Origin of the sequence: [Actinomadura] parvosata subsp. kistnae (assembly GCF_900323885.1) — a bacterium.
Taxonomy (GTDB): Bacteria; Actinomycetota; Actinomycetes; order Streptosporangiales; family Streptosporangiaceae; genus Nonomuraea; species Nonomuraea composti.
The window spans coordinates 13,973-32,705 of record NZ_OOHJ01000010.1 but is presented as its reverse complement, the minus strand read 5'-3'; the positions used below and the strand labels follow the sequence as shown (position 1 = coordinate 32,705).

The window sequence follows — 18,733 nt, the reverse complement described above, 5'->3', positions numbered from 1 at the left end:
TCTCGCCGGATCCCTCGGGGTCCGTAGTTCAACTGGCAGAGCAGCTGGCACCGTCGCCGACCTCGACCTCGGGCGCGACCTCATAAGGCGGGCTCCTCCCTGTACCTCCCTCAGGTAGGAGTCCGCCTTTCTCATGCCCAAGTTCAACACCGCCGCCGCCCGATCGGCCGTCACCAGCCCCGTCAAGACCACCACGGCGACCGGCCGCACCCACGAGGGCGGCGCCGACTATGCCCGGGACACCAAAAGCGAGCTCTTCCTCCTCGCCATCACAAACATGGTCGGCGAGAACACGCACTACGAGCCCGGCGCCGACCGTGACGCCCGCTTCATCAAGCTGGTCCGGGCCATCGCCGTCGAGGACTTCGACTGGCTGACCCGATTCCTCCCGTGGCTGCGCTCCGAGGCCAACCTGCGCAGCGCCCCCATCCAGGCCGCGCTCGAAGCCGTGCACGCCCGACTCGCTAGCGGAATCGCAGGCGGCAACCGGCAGCTCGTCGCCTCCGTTCTGCAGCGCGCCGATGAGCCCGGCGAGGCCCTGGCCTACTGGACGTCCCGGTACGGCCGGGCCGTGCCAAAGCCGGTCAAGCGCGGCATCGCTGACGCCGCAGCCAGGCTGTACACCGAGCGGAACCTGCTCAAGTACGACGCCGAGTCGAAGGGCTACCGGTTCGGCGACGTCATCGACCTCGTGCACCCCTCGCCCGACCCGGCCACGCCCTGGCAAGGGGCCCTGTTCCAGCACGCCCTCGACCGGCGACACGGACGCAACAACGAGATTCCCGAGACGCTCGCCATGCTGCGACGGCGCGCGCACCTCATGTCCATCCCGGTCACTGAGCGCCGTGCGATTGTGACCGACGGGGTGGCCGACGCCGTGGCTGCAACCCTCGCCGACGCGGGCATGACATGGGAAGCGCTGGCCGGCTGGCTCCAGAGCCCGATGGACGCAGCCGCGTGGGAGGCGATCATCCCGTCCATGGGGCTGATGGCCCTGACGAGGAACTTGCGGAACTTCGACGAGGCGGGCGTCAGCGACATCGTGGCCGCCACCGTGGCGGCCCGGCTGGCCAACCCCGACGAGGTCCGCAAGTCGCGGCAGTTCCCCTTCCGGTTCCTCTCCGCGTACAAGCACGCCCCATCGCTGCGCTGGAGCTACCCGCTGGAGCTGGCGCTCGCTCACTCCCTCGCCAACGTCCCCGCCCTGCCAGGCCGCTCCCTGATCCTGGTGGACCGCTCCCCCTCCATGTGGTTCCAGACGTTCAGCAAGAATGCGTCCATGGCCTGGGCCGACGCCGCTGCGGTGTTCGGTGCAGCCCTCGCGCTGCGCGCCGCCGAGGCTGATCTCGTGGAGTTCGGCATCCAGAACCGGCGCGTCGACTTCGGCAAGAACGAGTCGGTGCTGAAGGTGATCGAGCGGTTCAGCCAACTGGACGGCACCGACATTCCCTCGGCTGTCCGCGCTCATCTGCGTCCGCACCACGACAGAGTCGTGATCATCACCGACGAGCAGAGCCGGCCGGGCTGGCTCCCCTCCAACGGCCACGGATACGGAGGCGGCCGCGAGGCTCGCATCGACGACCTCATCCCGCCGCACGTGCCGCTGTCCATGTGGAACTTCGGCGGCTACAAGCACGGCGCAGCTCCCTCTGGCGAGGGCAGCCGGCACACCATGGGCGGCCTGTCGGACTCCGCGTTCAAGCTGATCCCGATTCTCGAGGCTCGGCGCTCGGCGAGCTGGCCGTTCTGATCGGCTTTCCTCCTTGACGGGGCTCACGCTGCACAATGCGGCGCGAGCCCCGTTTCTCTCCACCGCGCGGCCCACCAACCGGCCATTTCAGCGCCTTAGCGCTATAGCGCTACAGTCGGACCGTGGCGCGAACGAACATCTTCCGCAGTCAGGGCGACGGCCAGGTCCTCGACGGGTGGTTCGACCCCGACAAGGCGCAACGCTACGACGAGGCCACCCGCCTGGTTGGCATCGACTGCGTCAGCCTCCTGACCGGCGATCCCGCCCAGCATCAGACCCTCTACCGCACCCCCGAAGGCAGGTGGGTGCTGCACCGCTGGTCTCAGTGGGAAGGCGACACCGACACCTACGAGTTCATCCCCGCCGACCAGGCCCGCATCTGGCTCCTCACCTGCCAGCATGACGATGCCGTCGAGGAGCACTTCGGGCCCCTGCCGAACGAGGTCGGCCCCTGCCTGTAGTTCAGCGGGACATACGCATGTCACGTCCCCGCTACTGCTGGTCCTCCGAGCACCTGTGATTACTTAACGCATGCAATAGATACGCTAAGTAATCGCAGCTGGTTGGAGGACCATGTCGCTCTTCCCCCGCACCGCCGCCCTCGCCGGCCTTCCCCTCCTCGCTGTAGCCGCTCAACCCGTCCAGGCTCACGCCGCCCCGGCCGCCCCGCCCCCGCTGCTACGACAGGCCGTCGCCGACCTGGCTGTCGCCGAGGAAGCCAGGACGGGCTACAAGCGCACCAGTTTCAAGCACTGGACCGACGGCGACAAGGACGGCTGCTCGGCCCGAAACGAAGTCCTTATCACCGAAGCCATCGACGCTCCCGAAGTCGGGCCGGGCTGCAAGCTGAGCGGCGGTACCTGGTACAGCTACTACGACGACGTCATCGTGCACGAGGCGGGCCAACTCGACGTCGATCACCTCGTACCCCTGGCAGAGGCATGGGACTCCGGAGCGTCTTCCTGGGACGCCGCCAGGCGTGAGAAGTACGCCAACTACCTCGAACACCCCGAACATCTGGTCGCCGTCACGGCGCGCTCAAACAGGCAGAAGGCAGACAAGGACCCTGCGGAGTGGCTGCCGATCGAGCAGGTCCGCTGCCGGTACGCCGCCGAGTGGGTAGCCGTGAAGCGCCAATGGCAGCTCAGCGTGGATGCAGCCGAGAAGGCCAAGCTCGACGAGATCGCCCAGCGCTGCCCTAACGCTCCACTCGCCCGAGCCTCCTGATTCGCCCGCCATACAGAAGTGCCCCTGCCGCTCCGCGGAGGCGGCAGGGGCACACATCATGGGCACCACAGGAACGAGTTTCGCCGACTAGGTGGAACTCTAACTAGCCCCTAGTTAGAGTTAGAGCATGGGTAAGACGCCCCGCATGACCATACCAACCCAACTCGTCCTCCGCGCCCTCCTCGAAGACCCCACGCGCGAGATGTACGGACTGGAAATCTGCCAAGCAGCTGGCCTCGCGCCCGGCACCATCCACCCCATCCTCGCCCGCTTCGAAGGGCTCGGCTGGCTGGAATCTCACTTCGAGGATATTGATCCTCGCAAGGCCGGTAGGCCAAGACGCCGCTACTATCGCGTGACGCAGCACGGCGCAGAGCAGGCCCGTCTTTCTATGGGCCAAGCACGCATCAAAGTAGGTGACCTGCTTAGCTTCCCTGTCAAGCCTGCCCGGGGGAATGCATGAGCGAGACGGCATTAGCCAGCCCATCGGAGCGCGTGCTTATCGGAGTGATCATAGGAAGGTCCGAGGTTCACAGTAAACTTGGCCTTGCCGATGCTGCTGTTAAACTCCTGATATGCGGCATCGACAATGTCCACGTGCCGCATGGCTGCCCAGAAGACGGTTTGGCCAACGCCTCAGAATACGCCCGACGCGTCGCAGTCTATCTGGATGCAGCCAACGCCGCTTTGCTCAAGGGTGCGCATGATTCCGTCGCTACGTTGGTCGAACTTGCCCTGCACGAAGTGCCCGACGCCTACTTGAGACGGATTAGTGCGCACGATTCAAGGCTATGCAAGCGTCTAGATTCAGTTATTCGGCAGGCTTGTCTGATCAGGTTCCATCTTGCTGAGATACATCGCACCGTGACTGCGATATGGGCGAGGAGGGACCTAAGCGAGCATGCCACTGCACCCGAGCGACAGAACGCAACGGAAGTGTCCGTGCCTCGGCTCGCAAGATGTCTGATTCACTGGCAGATTAGACTATTACCTGCTCACAAGCGGGCACGGTACGCCGAAGAGTTGTGGGCTGAACTGTACGAATTGGCTCAGGCAAGAGTTACCAAGGCCACGCTGCTCCTGTACGCCGTCCAGCAGTTGGGGCGTGTCTGCCAGCTTCGCGCTGCCCTGCAGGCACCTGATCGACCTCCCTTGAACCGTCTCCATAGGACAATACGCTGGGTTCTTGCTTCGGATTGGCGGACATGGGGACTGCTCGGTCCGTTGATGGCCGTCGCACTGGTGAATGTGTTCCTACAGCAGGGCTGGGGGTCCGCGTTCTATACCTTTCCCGCCGTCGTGGCCTTCTACGCGGGCGTCGAATGGCTACGGAAGCACTTCGGTGTGGAGGTCAAACCGTGGAAACGCAACCGCAACAGCTCCTCTGCACAGTGAGCAGGTGAAAGGCACGGCGCAACCATAGTAGTCAAGTATCCCCCAGATCGGACTCCTTGCTGACACCGCCGGAAATCTCCCTCTTGAAGGTCCAGCCAAAGAACGCCCCACCGACATGGAATTTGGTCAGCAATAGCCGTCTATCTCGAATATGAATACGCTTTAGGCGTCCATTGGTATTACGCATCCAGCGTCTACCGAGTGCGTCCCTAAATGTTATCTCTGGAAGATTTACAACCTCAGTAACCCAGTGCACCTCTCCGCTCAGATGGACAAGAAAATCCATGCCAATAGTGTGTGCCTTTGCGCGAGGCGCAGTCAGCCCTCGTACATGACTTTCCGCCGTTTGCATAGCGGGAAGCTCCGCGAGAGTCAGTGCCTTTTGTGGCGCAATAGCAACGGCTAGGTCGAAGATGCTGGCATCGCTCCTATTGGCTATATGTACCACTTGATAATCGGGCTCGATATCAGGCGTAGCCCATGCCGCGACTCGGCTCGCCTGCTCTTGCTCCTTATCCAGGGTACTGCGCCTGTAGACCATTGCGGCAACGGCTGCTGACGTACCCGTCATCACTGGTCCTATATAGTCCGGCACACGTCCCCACTCAAGGCCAAGCCACCCCGCAGACATCGGCGACCCTCCCTTTGCACGCCTATGGGTCTTATCTGTGTCGATCAGGGAAACGTTGCACCAAGCACCGCTGTGCCGCCAAGGAGTAGGACGTGACACGGTCTCGTCACCCGAAGGGTGGCGGGTCTGCAGAGGGACGAGGCCGGAAACGTGTCACTGGTCAGCTGATGTGGTTGATCCAGATGCCGATGGGGACGGACACCAGGGCACCGGCAACGAGGCCGACGAGGAGCAGCCACCACTCGCGGCGGTGCTGACGCGGCCGATCGAGGAGAGCTTGTGCTTGCGCGCGGGCGGCGACAGCTTGAGCGATCTTGTCGATGTGCTCGTCGCTGATCGCTGACCTGTCAGGGACAGCGTCCCGGATTGTGTCGCGGAGACCCGGTTCGACAGTGCTTCGCAGGTCGAGATGCCGGAAGGTTCGGTGAAGGGACCGAAGGCTCTGCCCGCATCGGTTGATAGCCACGGTGAGATTGGCCAGGCTGGCGCTGAGCCGAACGAGCCCGGAAAGGGGCGGGCGGCGGGTGTAATCCGGCCGTGTCCCGGGATGGTCCCCACTCACGTGTAGAGGCGGTTTCATCGAGTCCTTTCTTGCAACAGAATGGCCCCCACCATCCCGGAGCGGGATGGTGGGGGCCGTTATCGCTGAACATCAGCGCTGGTCAAGCGGGAGATCGGGCCTTGCCGTGTGCTTGGCGACGTAGCCGGACACGTACGTGATGAGGCCGGGCAGGAGTGGGATCGCCAGCGTCTCAATCACGTCAGGGAGGAACGAAATAAGGTCGAGGTCATCGCTGACGGCCTGAAGGACAACCAGGATCGCGAGCAGACCGAGGTACGAGCCGACCGCAGACGCGGTGACCTTCCGCTCGACGGGCACCTTGCCGTAGGTGATGTGCTCTCCGTGCATGATCTTCATCCTTAAAGGAGGGCGGACATGTAAAGGCGCCCATCCGGGCTGATTGGACGCCAAAGATCCATGAAATGTGTCCACATAATGACAATCCGCGAGAAGCGCTAGACGTCGCTCTCGTATGGAGGACGATTGGGAGACGAGCCGGATCGGAGGCCTTTATGTCTCTTGGGACCTGTAACACGATCGAGGGCATCCTCCTGCTCATCGCCGTAGGAATGATCATTTGGGCGGTAAGCGGTCTGGCCCGGGGATGGGCAACCTTCGGAGGCTGTCTCTTTATCGTTGTGATCGCCGTGATAGGTTTCGTGGCGCTTGCTGCGATATTGATCGGTACAGGGCTATGCCCTGCGACTCCTGGAAACAGCGGATAAATATCCACGTCGGATTTCTCCAGCAGGAGATCGGCATAGCAACTTACACGTTAGAGGCTCCCACGACCAGGTGATGTTCCAGGTGCCCTCGTCGATGACGCCGGTCGACTTCACGCCCACCTTGTTCTGATAGCTGACGCACACGGCCTTCGACTTCGGGCTGTAGATGCCGTCCACGTCGATCGTCCAGCCCCGCTTGCGGAGCTTGGCCTGCCATGTCTTGACGTCGTTGCCCTGCATGTACGGGTCGGCCAGCTTGATGACGCGGCCCGGCCAGAGCGGGATGCCGTCCTCGTAGATGACCTTGATCGGCTTCTCGATCGGCTTGTCCGGCCGAGGAGCGCCCTTCTTCACCCACGCGTACAGCGCGCTCCCCGGGCATGAGGTGGAGTAGCCGTCGCGGTGGCCCTTGATCTCGTTCCCAGCGTCACCCTCTTCGCGCAGGTACTCGATCGCGTCCCGCAGCGCGTGCAGCATCGCATCGTTCGGTTCGGTGAAGCCGGAACTGCCGACCAGACCGAGCACCGCGTAGTGCTGGCTGTTGAGACCTGCCCCGTTCGCAGCTGGCAGCCGGTGGGCGCCGCGGCCGATGAACACGTATCCGTGCGGGCAGCAGATCAGGTTGTAGCCGATGTCGATGTACTTCTCGCCGCGGCCGCCGTCCATGTGCATCTGCTGGATCTGGTGGACGAGCTGAACGCACAGCTTGTGCTTGGTCGGGCCGGCGATGTCGGCGGGTACGGGCCCGCCGGTGTAGTGGATCTTCACACCGCGCGTCGAGTCCACGCGGGTGTAGGGGGCGGTCGGCGCGAGTGCGTTCCACGCGGCGCGCGAAACTTTCTTCACAGGGTGACCTCACTCTCGGAGTCGAGCCAGATGATGCGGGTGGCGCCGGCGTGGCCGTGGACTTCTTCGGCGTCATCGAAGCGGTCCCAGTGGACGGCAGAAGGGCGGTCTCCGCGCCAGCGCAGCGAGGCAGATCCGTCCGGCCACAGCACGCCGTCGGCGACGCGGCCGGTCCCGGAGACGCCCGACACGTCGTGGTCGCGCTGGAGGTAGAAGCGGCGGGCATGAGTGCTCATAGAGGCATCTCACTTTCGTTTTCGCCCTGCACACGGGCGAGGTCGAGCCATTCGGCCACGGTCAGGCCGAACGCATGGGCGGGGATGTGGATCGGGAGGACTGCGGGCACGAGCAGCACGCCGTCCTGGCACGGAAACACCGCACCGGCGGGAAGGGAAGCCAAGGTGCCGGATCAGCCTCGGGTGAGCTGTATCAGCGCGATCACCGCACCAGCCACGGCGGCCAGCACGGTGACCACGGCGATGAACTGCCGTGTCCGCTCGGAGAACTGCGTGCGAGTCACAGCTTCACGCTCAACCGCATCCAGGGGGGCCTCCAGAGCGGCATACCGCGTCTCGGCGGCGGCGCGGTCCTGCTCAACCCGCTTCACCAGCTCGGCGTGCCGGTCATCGACCTGGTCCAACCGCTGCAGAATGAGAGTCGTGGAGCCGTTCGTACGCTCGAACCCCACCTCGACCAGGCGGCGCAGTGTCTCCAGCGCGAGCGCCAGGTTCGGGGACTCGTCGCTCACGTCACACCTCGTTGGGCTTCATGCCCACGAACGTGGCCGGAGGCTTCACGAAGAACGACGGCCGGGCCGGCTCCTCCGCTGTCGCCCGAACCCAGTCGAGGAACGCGCGCTTGCCCGCCACCCGTACTGGGTCGATCCGTGTCAGCTCCTTGATCGGGGTCAGCGGGTCCGCAGGCGCGACGCGGGCAGAGCCGACGAACTCTAGCGCGCCCTGCCGCTCCGGCTGCGGAGCGGGCGCGATGAGAAGCCGATGCCGCTTCACCGCGGCGATACGCGCGAGGCACGCCTGACGGCGCGTCTCATCGGCGACTCCCGGTGTGAACACCCGGGCAGGTTGTACGTCTCCCGCAGAACGGCGAGCGCGCCCGGGTCGTCGTGCACGAGCGCGTCGTCGCGGCTGGGCATGGCCACCTCGTGCAGGATGACGTCCAGCAGCGTGTCAACGTCGTCGGGGTCAAGAGAGTGCTCGGCCGCTCGCCACTCGAACGTGGAGTGCGGGAAGACGTGCACTCCCACCTCGTCAGCGGCATTGACCAGATACACCCCCCACAGCGGTTCTGCTGCCCCATCGGGGCCCCGGCCGCGGCCTCCGCGCCTGGGCGCATGTAGGTGTGGCTGTAGCCGAGTTCGGCGTCCCACGTGGTCATGATCTCCGGCACCGTGTCCCCTGTTCAGTGTCGATGGCTCCAGAAGTAGTACGCCTTGCTCGTCGTGGTGCTGCTCTTGGCCGTGAACCCGGTGTCGGACGACGCGATCACGCACCAGTAGGCGTTCGGGTTGAACGACGAGCCGCCGCTGTTACCAGCAGCTCCGTCGCGCATGACGCAGACCGGCCCCATGTTGGAGGCCATCGTGGCGCCGTAGGAGAAGGACGCGAACTGGCCGGACCCGAACGTCACCGATCCGGCGAAGACGCCCGCGGTGTTGCCCTGCTGGGTGTAGTCCCACCACTTCCCGACGTGCCTGGTCCTGCCGCTGTTGTCGAACCAGAAGTACTGCTCCCTCGCGGCGTCCTTGAAGTAGCCGTAGCGGGCGTAGCCTTCGGCGATCTCCATCAGCCCCCCGTTGGGGGTGGACAGCGAAGAGTTCAAGACCTGCATCGACAAGAACCCAGCGGCCACCACCGTGGACGACGCCGCGGTCTGCCCCTGATTCGTCCCCGAGGTGATCTCGAACGTCGCCTCTCCAGCGAACCAATCGTCGCGGGTCGTCAGCCTCGTGTAGTTCGTACCGCTGCCCGGGTAGAACCGCATCTCGGGGAACGTCGTACCGGGCGGCTGCAAGTCGATCCGCCGGCCTGTCGCCGCAGTCCTGATGTTCGAGCCGGTGATGGTCTTACCGTCGATCGCTGTGGCCGCCAGCTTGTTCGCTGTGACCGCCCCGGCAGAGATGGATCCCGCCGTCACCGCGTTGGCCGCGATGTGCCCGGCCTGGATAGCCCCTGCTGCGATCTTGTCAGCCTCGACGGCGTTGGCCTGGATGTGCCCCGCCTGAATGGCGCCGGATTGGATGAGCGCCGCAGTGATAGACCCGACGACGATCTTCGCTTCCGCCGGGATCGACCCCGTGATGATGTGCTCCGCCCCGTCGATGACCTCCCCGATCAGGTCGGTGTCCACCAGCGGAGTGACCGCCACGATGACATGCGCCGACGGCGCGGACTCGTTTCCCGACCGGTCTGCGGCGCTCAGCCAGATCTCCCGATCCGCCTCGTACGGCTGCCCCGGGATCACCTCCGTTCCGGCGCTGGTCAGGTAGCCGACACGGGTTCCGGTGTCGGCCGGGTCAAGCGGGTCACGCATCCAGACGTGGACCCGGTCGAGGTCGAGCGGCATCGCCTCGCCCGCGCTGCCCAGGCCGTCCCACGTCACGTGGATCACTCCGAGCCGGGCGGCGACGAGCGGCGTTGACGGGGTCGGCGGCGGCGTCGCATCGTCCGGGACGAGCACCACGAACTGGCTACTGAACACGCCCTTGGTGCCGTCGTTCGTCGCTCGCACCTTGAAGCTGTACTCCCAGCCGACGACCAACGGAGAGATCGTCGCCGTGCGATCGGCCGAGTCGGTCTGCGCGACCAGCACCCACGGGACGTTCGCCTCGTTGCGGCGGGCGTACACCTCATACCCATCGACGCTCAGGTCCCCGCCGTTCACATCCGCGGTGACCGCGCCCCACCCGAGTGTGGCCTGCCCGTGCGCGTAGCCATGCTCGTCCAGATATGCGGCCGGCTCGACAAGCAGGCCACCCGGCGCGGCCGGGACGCGGCCGTCGGTGTCCGGCGCCGGCGTTCCCCCGCCGCCTCCCGAGCTGATGCCGCCGTCCAGGATGCCCAGACTGCGCCGCGCCAGCCTGAGGTCCCGCTCCAGAAACCGATCGTTCAAGACGAGATTGCCGCCGATCGCACCGTCCGCGTCGCACGACAGCGTGATCTGCCGGACCCTCAGGCCCTGCATCACGCCCTGGTCGCCGGGCGCGAGCACGGTGTCGCCCGGCCGGTAGTCGCGCAACGCCAGCCAGCGGGCAGCGTACGGCGTGACCTGCCGGGTGTGCTGCACCCGCTCCCTCGATGCCCGGTCCAGTGCGTACTGGGCCAGCACGCGGGCGGTCCCCTCGTCCGACACTCCGGACTGCGACTGGTACGTCTCCCAGCGGCCCCACGGGGCGAGGGCGGCCGGGTTGGTCACCTCGACCTGCAGCCCGTTCTCGCCGACGATCAGGATGGCGGTGGAGACGTCCTCCAAGGTCGCATCGTCCGGCGCGTCGGTGACGTCGCGTCCCATCCGCAGGTCCACCGGAGCGGGACCGGTCGCGAAGTCCCGGGCCAGCGTCGTGCCCTCGTTGAAGGCGCGCAGCACCCGGCCCTGCATGGTCCAGTCGAGCACGCCCTGCTCTGCCAAATTGATCATCAGAGTGAGCAGGTCCGCGCCTGGGTCCAGCCCGATCGTCAGCAGCTTGTCCCACGGCTGCCCCGCGCTGTCGTGCGTCGGTGTGAAGTCCACCGCCAGGCCCGGGAGCGTCCCCCGCGCCTGGCCCTCATCGACTACCGTCCGCAGGATCGCGCCCGGAGTGGCCGCGTTGAACGGCCGCTTCCCGTCCACCATCCCGGCACCCGGGTACAGCACCAGCTTACGTAGCTGCCACGACCAGCCCGGCGCGTCGAACGACAACGGGCCCGCGTGATCGCTCGCGTCCGAACCGCGCTTGATCCGCAGGAACCGGCCCCCCTGCGGCTCCGTCCACGCCCCGCCCGCAGACCACTCGATCGCGATCTCACACGGCTGCGCCAGCCACTGCGCGCCGGCCGCGTGCGTCGAGTACGTCAGCCGCAGCGCCGGAATATCGTTCAGCGGCAGCGCGGCCTCGAACCCGAGATGCTGCCCGAGCAGGCCAAGACGCGGCCCGTTCGGCTGATAAGCAATCAAGCGCAGCCCGTAACGCATCGGCTCGCTTGGAATGATGATCTGCACGACCTACCCCTTTGCGATGCCGTGCCTCGGCATGGCCTCCAACTGATCAAGTCCGCGACGGACATTCACGTCCATGAACCTGAGCCCTTGGGACGACAAGGCTTTCGCTCCAGCGAAAGTTGTAGATTATGTGTCCTATATCGGCCAGAGGTGCACGTCAGCACAGGTCAGGCATGATGGCGTTGCCTGAGTAAGGATGTCTTCTGCACCTGCGCTTGCTCGTTGGCATGCAGCGCGCTACTTTGAACGCATCCAGCTAACTAAGCGGCTAGATCAAGCCTGACATGATCTAGCGCCTCAATGGATCGTCGATTCCTGAGAAGGTGCATTCGCAATGAATGTCGACGAGGAGCGTACAGATCTGCAGCATTATCTCGATGGCCACCGGCAACGGATCGAGCACCTGCAGGCAAGAATCGATCGGGCAGTCCACGAGTTGCGTCTGCACGAAATGATCGTGAAACTCATCCAAAATCCGCGACTACCCCAAGCGGTGCGCGGACTCGCGGAGATGTCAAGCACTGCCTCGCGTACATCCATAGACACTCGAGACTTCCTCGCCAGAGACGGCGTGAGCGTCCCTTCAGATTTCGACATAAGCATGCAAGGTGAGGGTGACGATTTCTCCGTAGTCATCACCCGCCGTGACCAATGGTACCCAGCCGAACTGTCGTGGAGCCCCAGAGACGGTTTCCAGGGACGGATCCTGAATAACGCATGGCGGGAGGCCAAAGACGCTATCCCGACCGAGGAGGCATGATGCTATGGGAGCGATCAGCGAACTCCACTTCGTGAACAACTTCTCAACTAACGCCCTCACCCTTACCAACCTCGAGCCCGATCCAGATTACGAGAAGACCTGCTCTCCAGGACGCTCAACTTTCGTCAACTATCAATGGATCCCGTGGTGCAGCAAGGGATCCGACTTTCCCGCCCACCATATCAGGATTACGCTGGGCGGCGTGATCTTCTTCGTGTGGCAGCACACAGATACAGACGGCAACTGGGTACGCCTCTCGACGACTGGCTTTACTTCGAGCGATATCCCCCCATTCACCCCGGCGCCGAAGTTCCCTGGGATCGCGTTCGAAGGCGGCGATAGGAATATAGATGTCGCATCCGATGGCACGATGAGGCTGATCGATGCCGCACCCTGACATCTGCGCTTTTCTGAAGCAGCACAGCTCGGCGATGCGACTTCAAAGGCCGGGGAGTCGCTTCTCGTCACCCATGGCCTAGCTGTCACAGGTCCTCAATTATCCTCTTGCTGTCCCTCTCTCGCGAGAAGGGCTCGGTCAATCTCCAGCCGCATCGCGGTGGTACGCACGACGTCGATCCGTGTTCGCTCCCTTATAACCGTCAGCGGGTCGGCCCGCCCCGTCCGCACGTTGCTTGCTGGCTGCTGGATCACGCCGTGCTGTTTCTTGCATGTGGCCAGCAGTTCGGTGACGTGTGCGTGGGCCTGCTCGACCGGCATCGCGGACGGGTTGAGCATGTCGAGAGTCCCGGCCGCCTGACCGGGCGCGAGCAGCGGCAGGTACAGCTGTACCTCCAGCGCCTCATCGACCGTGGTCAGGCCGAACTCCGCCGCTCGCCACTCCAACGCCTCCTTCGGCACGTACGCGACGAACGCGTCACGCAGGTCACCGTCGATCGGGTCGTAGTGGATCAGCCAGGCGTCCTCGTGCTCGTTGACGACCTCGCGAACCTGTGAAATAGACCAATGTTGAACCATTAGCTAAGTGCGCCTACCCCTCCGAAGAGGATCTCTATTTCTCGATCATGCGAAGCGCCATTGACGACGCTGAAAATTGAGCAGATACTCGCCACACGCCTAGAAAATCGGGATCTGTTATGGACGTCAGCGTCATACGCTTAAGGGTAGCCGAAAAGCTCAGTTCCGTTGCTACACCTGAGTCGATCGGGCAAGCACTGATCAATGAGATCTTGCGTCAAATTGCTAGCCGCGACAAGTGGAGCGGTGAAGAGTCTCTCACTCTGCGAGCGACCATCGAGATCAAGCCTCTGCTTACGCGTACAGCGTCGGCGGATGGTGCATTCTGCGTCGATGCGGAAGTCTGTATCGAGGATGAAGTCAGACAGGTCAGTAGGTGCCTTCCTGTCACTATTTGCATGTGATGCGACAACCCCCAGTTTTAGGCCCCGCCACGCCCAGATATCCAACAGGACTGCGAAGACCGTTGGCGTCCCAAGAGATGACTCGTTGGACCGTAGTTCGAATCCGGATGTGCTTGGGTTTCGCAGGTAAAAGTGCAGTCTGTCTGGAATAGGGTTGTCTGGAGTAAACACCGCGCGCGGGGTGGTCTGCATGATCGGACCGCCCCACGTCACGTTGTAGGCCGACCCGCCTGACAGCGACACCGCCCGCATGATCAAACCCGCGCCGGATGTGCTGTACGACCACTTGCCGATGAACCCCGTGCTTGCGGCGGAGAAGCGGAACCGGTTGAGGTTGCCGCCGATGTCGTTGTAGCCGACCTCGAGCTCATCAGGCTGCGCGAACATGTAACCGCCGCCGGCGAGCCCGTCGGCGGTCTGCACCATGTGCATGCGCCACTCGTCGCCGCGCTGGATCACCTCCGAGCGGCGGGTGCCGTCAGGGCTGTTGCCGGAGTTCAGCCGGATCGCGGCGTCGGTGTCGGTCCAGATGCGGGCCGAGTTCGTGCCGGTCCCCGGCATGAACCTGATCTCCGGGTCAGCTGCCCCGGCCGGATTGACGATGATGCGGCGGCCGGACACGCCGGTCGCGAGCTGGCCGACGATGCTGACGGCTCCGGACGCCGACGAGACCGACACGGTCTGCACGCTGGAGTTGTTGTACGCCTGCAGCCCGTCAGCGTTGAGCTCGACTCTGGCCCCGGTGGCGACTCCCGCGACGATGCGGGTGGCCAGGGTGAGGATGGCCTCCAGCTTTGCCGCCGTGATCTGGTTGGCGGCGATGTGCCCAGCGAGGATCTGCCCGGCCGCGATCTTCGCCGCGGTGATCGCGTTGGCCACGATGGCGCCGGTGGTGATCGACTCGTCGGCCGCGTCGCCCTCGACGAGCCGCACCGCGGCGATCATCCCGGTCGCCGACCGGGCCGAGCTGTTCCCGGACCGGTCGATGCTCGTGAACGAGAACTCCCGGTCCAGGTCGTACGGAAGGCCGGGAACGACGAGCGACCCGGCCGCGTCGAGCGCCCCGATCTCCTGCCAGCCCGGAGCGAGCGGGTCCTGCATCCAGACGAGCACCCGGTGGAAGTCGGCCGGCATCGGCACACCACCGACCCCAAGACCATCCCATGCCACGTGGACGACACCAAGACGAGACTCCAGCGCCGGGGCAGTCGGCACGGGCGGGGCATCCACGTCGTCCGGGATCGTCACCGCGACCGAGCTGGAGAACGGGCCCTTCTTGCCCAAGTTCACGGCGCGGACCTTGAACTGGTACTGCTGGCCGACCACCAGCGGCGAGTAGGTGGCGTTGGTATCGGCGGCCTCCGTCGCGGTCACCAGGAACCACGGCGCCCCGACCTCGTTGATCCGCATGAACAGCTCGTATCCACCCACGGTGAGCGCGACGGCGTTGACGTCGGTGATGACCGCGCCCCACGCGGCGGCCACCTGCCCGCGCGGCAGGCCGTGCTCGTCGATGTAAGCCAGCGGGTTCACGATCAGCCCGGCCGGGGCCGCGGGGGTGCGCGGCGTCGGCGACTCCGGCGCGGGCCGCGCACCCGACCCGCCCTCGGCCGTACTCCCGCCGACGATGCCGGCCGTGCGGCGAGCCAGCCGCAGGTCCCTTTCCAGCAGACGATCGTTGAGCACCAGGTTGCCGCCGAGGACACCCTTCTCGTCCCGGGTGACGGTCATCTGCCGGACCCGCAGGCTCTCCATGGCCCCAGCCTCGCCCGGCGCGAGGATCCGATCGCCGGGCCGGTAATCCCGCCACGGCAGCCACCGCGCGGTGTGCGGAGTGATCTGCCGCGTCCGCTGCACCCGCTCGTGCCCAGCCCGCAACAGCACCGCTTCGGCCAGGAGCTGCGCCGTACCCGGATCGCTCACGCCGCCCTGACCGATATAGGTTTCCCACCGGCCCCAAGGAGCTTCGGCGGCCCCGTTCGTGAACGACATGCGGAACCCGTCATCGCCAACCACGAGCGCCGACGTGGCCGCATCTTCGTAGGTGCCGATATCGGGAGCGGCGACCACGTCACGGCCGAACCGCAAGTCAACCGGCCCGCTACCGCTGGCCAGGTCCCGCCCCAGCTCGGTGTCGGCGTTGTACACCTGCAACGTCCGCCCGGCCATGCGGAAATCGAGCGTGCCCTGTTCGGCCAGGTTGATCAGCGTCGTCAGCGCGTCGATGCCCGGCTGGTAGTAGATCGTCAAGATCTTCGCCCACGGCTGCCCAGCGCTGTCGTGGGTCGGGGTGAAGTCCCACGAGAAGCCAGCCGCCGCGCCGCGTGCCTGCCCCTCTTGCAGGAACGTGGCCAGGATCGCCCCCGGCGTCGCGCTGAGGAACGCCCTCTTCCCTTCCACCAGCGGAGCCGCCCCAGGGAACAACAGCAGCTTGCGGAGCTGCCACACGTAGCCGGGCAGCTCGAACCGCTTCATCCCGGCCCGGTCCGTCCCGTCACCGCGCTGCTTGATCCGCAGGAACCGCGCGTCTGGCCCTTCCATCCAGGTCTGCCCGTCGATGCTCCATTCGACGGCGACCTCGACCGGCCCGCCCAGCAGGTCCGCGTTCACCGCGTTCGCGCTGTAGGACAGCGTCAGCGCGGGCACGTCATCCAGCGGGCACGCAACCTCCACGCTCTGCGGGTGCGGAAGAACCCCCAGACGGGCCTCATTGGGGGTATGAACGACTAACCGCAGCTCCAGCATGGTCGTGTCACCTCCCCTCATTCGGGAAGCGCCGCAGAAGATCACACGCGTGCCGCTCGCAGGGTCTCGTCGCGAATGACCTGCCCGAGTCGAAAGGACGGGGCATTATCGGGGGTGCCTGGTGCCGGACGGCTGGCGCCCTGGACCCGCCTTGGCGGGGAGGAGGCTGGTATGCCTCGTCGCTCGTCGCGCTGGAGTCGTGCGCCCTCGCCGCTGCGTCAGGCGCGGCTGGCGCGTAACTGGACGCTGGAGGACGTAGTCGAGGAGATCGACTTGCGGACGCCGGGCGGCCAGTCGGGGGTGACGCCGAGCATGGTGTCGGGCTGGGAGCTGGCCCGGCACACGACCAGCATCGGTCATCGCAAGACGTTGTGTGAGATCTACGGACGATCACCGCGGCAGCTGTTCGCCTTCCAGGACGAGCAGTTGCCGGAGCAGGCCGGGCTGGGCCTGCTGACTGGGTTCGAGGAGCTGCAGCAGGCGATGCTGGCGACGGTGAGAGGCGCGCAGCGGTGCTTGGTGGTGACCGGATCGCGCTCGCGCGATGCGGGGTACCTGAAGGCGACTGAGGCGGTGCTGGCCGAGCGACCGGGGCTGGTCTATTACCGGGTGCTGTTCGGCCCGCCGCACCACCAGGTGCTCAAGGATCACCTGCTGCGGCTGCTGCGGTTGCGTGACCCGCGTGATCGTGGCCTGGGGGTCAAGACGCTGCATCTGGGGCTGGTGGAGGACACGGTGGCGATGCCGGAGCGGTGGTTTTGCGCCAGCGAGCAGACGGCCGTGGTCCCGATCCCGTCGCTGACCTCGCACGAAGCGTTCGACTCGGGGGTGATGCTGGGGGCGGCGCCGGCCGCCCGGCTGCTGGATCATGGCAGGCAGGCCTACGCCGCCGCGCGCCGGGTGGAGACGACGACGGAGGTCGCCGCGTTGGATGTGCTGGTGCCGGAACGGAGCGGGTGAGGCTGGATGACAGGGCGCGTGGATGACACCGTGGGGGACGCCGGTGGCGGCCCCGTCGATCCGGTGCGGGCGGCGCACCAGGATCACGACAGTGTGGTGGAGCTGACCCGGGAGCTCGTGCGTGTTCCCAGCCGGGGTGGCATCGACGCCTACGAGCCGGTGCTGGACCACATGGCCGGATGGCTGGCCGCTCACGGCCTGCCGTGCGCGCACCTGGCCGGACCGGGCGGAGGCGTGGTCGCGCTGGTGTGCGAGGTGGCCGGCGACGCCCCCGGCCCTTGTTACGTGCTGGACGCCTGCCTGGACACCGCGCCGTTCGGCGATGACGCGGCCTGGGCCTACCCGCCCACCTCGGGACGAATTCACGACGGATGGCTGCATGGCCGGGGTTCCTCGGACTCCAAGGCGGGGGCGGCAATCTTCGCTCATATCGCCGCCCGGCTCCACCGGGCGGCCCGCACCTGGCGGGGCAGCGTGGTGCTGCTGTTCGACATCGATGAGCACACCGGCGGCTTCGGCGGCGCGAAAGCCTTCTTCGAGCGAGAAGACGCGCCGCACCGCGTCGATGGGGTGATGATCGGCTACCCCGGCCTGGACCACGTCGTGACCGGTGGCCGCGGCGTGCTGCGCGCCCGCGTGCAGGTGCACGGCATCGCCGCCCATTCCGGCGGCAGCAGGGCCGCGCCGTCGGCCATCCACAAGGCGGCCGAGGCGACCTCGCGACTGCACCGGGCGCCGCTGCCCGGTCCCGGCGGGCCAGGCTTCCCGCTGCCGCCGAAGCTGACCGTCACCGCGATCCACGGCGGCGAGGGCTACTCCACCATCCCCGACCTCTGCATCCTTCACGTCGATATCCGCCTCACCCCGGCATTCGAGGCCGAGCAAGCGCTGGCCCTGCTGCGCTCGACGCTCGCCGGTCTGGACGCGGATTGGCCGGACACCCCGCCGACCAACCTGACCGTCACCACCCGGTGGCCCGCCTTCGCCCTGCCCGAGCACGAGCCGCTGCGCGCGGCGCTGCTGGCGGCGGCCCAGGCAACCGGGCTCCACCCGCAGGCCAAGGTGGCCGGGCCGTCCAACATCGGCAACTACCTGGCCGGGCTGAACATCCCCGCCATCGCCGGGTTCGGCGTGGACTACCGGGGCCTGCACGCCACCGACGAGCAGATCCGCCTGGACTCCATCCCGCCCGTGCAGGCCACCTATCACCGAGCCCTGCTGTCGCTGCTGCCGGCCTGCTGACCGGCGGCCCACCCGGTGGCGACGCCAACGCATCGACAAAGGGTGGACAACGCGTAAGCTGGCCCGCTCGCGGCCCATGGGTGACGGTGTTCCTACAGCGAGTAATCCCCGCTCGCTCGGTGCAGGCGACTGCGCCACCCCGTCACCTGGAGGATGACCATGGATCACCCCACGCCGGCCGGCTATGAGGCTCCGCACCTGAGCCCCGTCGGCTCGTTCGCGACCAGCACGCTGGGTAGCTACAGCAAGGACACCAGCGACGACTCCGACGCCGGCCAGTACTACCCCAGCTGAGC

At 65.9% G+C, this 18,733-nt stretch carries 22 protein-coding genes; 11 read left to right on the top strand and 11 right to left on the bottom strand.

Annotated features, from left to right (window positions below; genetic code table 11):
* Positions 1 to 133 precede the first annotated feature (133 nt).
* The 5 genes from KIS93_RS10535 to KIS93_RS10515 all read left to right on the top strand — a co-directional run bounded on the left by KIS93_RS10535 (position 134) and on the right by KIS93_RS10515 (position 4,372).
* Complete coding sequence (locus tag KIS93_RS10535; protein WP_080038913.1) at positions 134 to 1,750, top strand: TROVE domain-containing protein; 1,617 nt, start codon at positions 134 to 136, stop codon at positions 1,748 to 1,750.
* A gap of 122 nt (positions 1,751 to 1,872) precedes the next feature.
* On the top strand, positions 1,873 to 2,211 hold the full coding sequence (locus KIS93_RS10530) for a hypothetical protein (protein ID WP_080038914.1): 339 nt from the start codon (positions 1,873 to 1,875) through the stop codon (positions 2,209 to 2,211).
* 112 nt (positions 2,212 to 2,323) lie between these two features.
* A complete protein-coding gene (locus KIS93_RS10525; protein WP_080038915.1) occupies positions 2,324 to 2,977 on the top strand; it encodes an HNH endonuclease family protein in 654 nt (217 codons plus the stop codon).
* A 127-nt stretch (positions 2,978 to 3,104) separates the two neighbouring features.
* A complete protein-coding gene (locus tag KIS93_RS10520; RefSeq protein ID WP_230466181.1) occupies positions 3,105 to 3,440 on the top strand; it encodes a PadR family transcriptional regulator in 336 nt (111 codons plus the stop codon).
* Positions 3,437 to 4,372, top strand: coding sequence for a hypothetical protein (locus KIS93_RS10515; protein WP_155127294.1), 936 nt, complete (start codon positions 3,437 to 3,439; stop codon positions 4,370 to 4,372). Before KIS93_RS10520 ends, KIS93_RS10515 begins: the two co-directional genes overlap by 4 nt.
* Before the next feature lie 31 nt (positions 4,373 to 4,403).
* Here the strand turns inward: KIS93_RS10515 and KIS93_RS10510 are convergent, their stop codons facing one another.
* Complete coding sequence (locus tag KIS93_RS10510; RefSeq protein ID WP_155127297.1) at positions 4,404 to 4,943, bottom strand: hypothetical protein; 540 nt, start codon at positions 4,941 to 4,943, stop codon at positions 4,404 to 4,406.
* Between the two features lie 229 nt (positions 4,944 to 5,172).
* Between KIS93_RS10510 and KIS93_RS10505 the strand changes: the two genes are divergently transcribed.
* On the top strand, positions 5,173 to 5,346 hold the full coding sequence (locus KIS93_RS10505; RefSeq protein WP_155127300.1) for a hypothetical protein: 174 nt from the start codon (positions 5,173 to 5,175) through the stop codon (positions 5,344 to 5,346).
* Between the two features lie 309 nt (positions 5,347 to 5,655).
* On the opposite strand, the gene KIS93_RS10500 is transcribed toward KIS93_RS10505, so the two are convergent.
* The 8 genes from KIS93_RS10500 to KIS93_RS10470 all read right to left on the bottom strand — a co-directional run bounded on the left by KIS93_RS10500 (position 5,656) and on the right by KIS93_RS10470 (position 11,351).
* Positions 5,656 to 5,922, bottom strand: a complete 267-nt coding sequence (locus tag KIS93_RS10500; protein WP_080038917.1) for a hypothetical protein — start codon at positions 5,920 to 5,922, stop codon at positions 5,656 to 5,658.
* A 335-nt stretch (positions 5,923 to 6,257) separates the two neighbouring features.
* On the bottom strand, positions 6,258 to 7,136 hold the full coding sequence (locus KIS93_RS10495; RefSeq protein WP_155127303.1) for a peptidoglycan recognition protein family protein: 879 nt from the start codon (positions 7,134 to 7,136) through the stop codon (positions 6,258 to 6,260).
* Complete coding sequence (locus KIS93_RS10490; RefSeq protein WP_080038918.1) at positions 7,133 to 7,372, bottom strand: hypothetical protein; 240 nt, start codon at positions 7,370 to 7,372, stop codon at positions 7,133 to 7,135. Before KIS93_RS10490 ends, KIS93_RS10495 begins: the two co-directional genes overlap by 4 nt.
* On the bottom strand, positions 7,369 to 7,491 hold the full coding sequence (locus KIS93_RS67395) for a hypothetical protein (protein WP_268966962.1): 123 nt from the start codon (positions 7,489 to 7,491) through the stop codon (positions 7,369 to 7,371). The genes KIS93_RS10490 and KIS93_RS67395 overlap by 4 nt, the downstream gene beginning before the upstream one ends.
* Before the next feature lie 54 nt (positions 7,492 to 7,545).
* Complete coding sequence (locus tag KIS93_RS10485; RefSeq protein WP_080038919.1) at positions 7,546 to 7,884, bottom strand: hypothetical protein; 339 nt, start codon at positions 7,882 to 7,884, stop codon at positions 7,546 to 7,548.
* A 1-nt stretch (position 7,885) separates the two neighbouring features.
* Positions 7,886 to 8,146 carry a hypothetical protein gene (locus KIS93_RS10480; RefSeq protein WP_186404078.1) on the bottom strand — a complete coding sequence of 87 codons (261 nt, stop codon included), beginning with the start codon at positions 8,144 to 8,146 and terminating at the stop codon, positions 7,886 to 7,888.
* Positions 8,143 to 8,427, bottom strand: coding sequence for a hypothetical protein (locus tag KIS93_RS10475; RefSeq protein ID WP_186404077.1), 285 nt, complete (start codon positions 8,425 to 8,427; stop codon positions 8,143 to 8,145). Before KIS93_RS10475 ends, KIS93_RS10480 begins: the two co-directional genes overlap by 4 nt.
* A gap of 128 nt (positions 8,428 to 8,555) precedes the next feature.
* Positions 8,556 to 11,351: a fibronectin type III domain-containing protein gene (locus tag KIS93_RS10470; protein ID WP_080038921.1), complete on the bottom strand. Its 2,796-nt coding sequence runs from the start codon at positions 11,349 to 11,351 to the stop codon at positions 8,556 to 8,558.
* A gap of 334 nt (positions 11,352 to 11,685) precedes the next feature.
* On the opposite strand from KIS93_RS10470, the gene KIS93_RS10465 reads away from it, so the two are divergent.
* Both KIS93_RS10465 and KIS93_RS10460 read left to right on the top strand, forming a co-directional pair.
* Positions 11,686 to 12,111 carry a hypothetical protein gene (locus KIS93_RS10465; RefSeq protein ID WP_155127306.1) on the top strand — a complete coding sequence of 142 codons (426 nt, stop codon included), beginning with the start codon at positions 11,686 to 11,688 and terminating at the stop codon, positions 12,109 to 12,111.
* 4 nt (positions 12,112 to 12,115) lie between these two features.
* Positions 12,116 to 12,508: a hypothetical protein gene (locus KIS93_RS10460; protein WP_155127309.1), complete on the top strand. Its 393-nt coding sequence runs from the start codon at positions 12,116 to 12,118 to the stop codon at positions 12,506 to 12,508.
* A gap of 95 nt (positions 12,509 to 12,603) precedes the next feature.
* Here the strand turns inward: KIS93_RS10460 and KIS93_RS10455 are convergent, their stop codons facing one another.
* Positions 12,604 to 13,086, bottom strand: a complete 483-nt coding sequence (locus KIS93_RS10455) for a hypothetical protein (protein WP_080038922.1) — start codon at positions 13,084 to 13,086, stop codon at positions 12,604 to 12,606.
* Positions 13,087 to 13,226: 140 nt separating this feature from the next.
* Complete coding sequence (locus KIS93_RS10450; RefSeq protein ID WP_080038923.1) at positions 13,227 to 16,235, bottom strand: hypothetical protein; 3,009 nt, start codon at positions 16,233 to 16,235, stop codon at positions 13,227 to 13,229.
* 171 nt (positions 16,236 to 16,406) lie between these two features.
* On the opposite strand from KIS93_RS10450, the gene KIS93_RS10445 reads away from it, so the two are divergent.
* The 3 genes from KIS93_RS10445 to KIS93_RS10435 all read left to right on the top strand — a co-directional run bounded on the left by KIS93_RS10445 (position 16,407) and on the right by KIS93_RS10435 (position 18,731).
* Positions 16,407 to 17,195, top strand: a complete 789-nt coding sequence (locus KIS93_RS10445) for a helix-turn-helix domain-containing protein (RefSeq protein ID WP_080038924.1) — start codon at positions 16,407 to 16,409, stop codon at positions 17,193 to 17,195.
* 18 nt (positions 17,196 to 17,213) lie between these two features.
* Entirely contained in the window at positions 17,214 to 18,437 is a 1,224-nt protein-coding gene (locus KIS93_RS10440) for a M20 family metallopeptidase (protein ID WP_230466182.1), read from the top strand.
* Positions 18,438 to 18,596: 159 nt separating this feature from the next.
* Positions 18,597 to 18,731 (top strand): lasso RiPP family leader peptide-containing protein, encoded by a 135-nt coding sequence (locus KIS93_RS10435; protein WP_186404076.1) that lies wholly within the window; start codon positions 18,597 to 18,599, stop codon positions 18,729 to 18,731.
* The last annotated feature ends 2 nt before the right edge of the window (positions 18,732 to 18,733 follow it).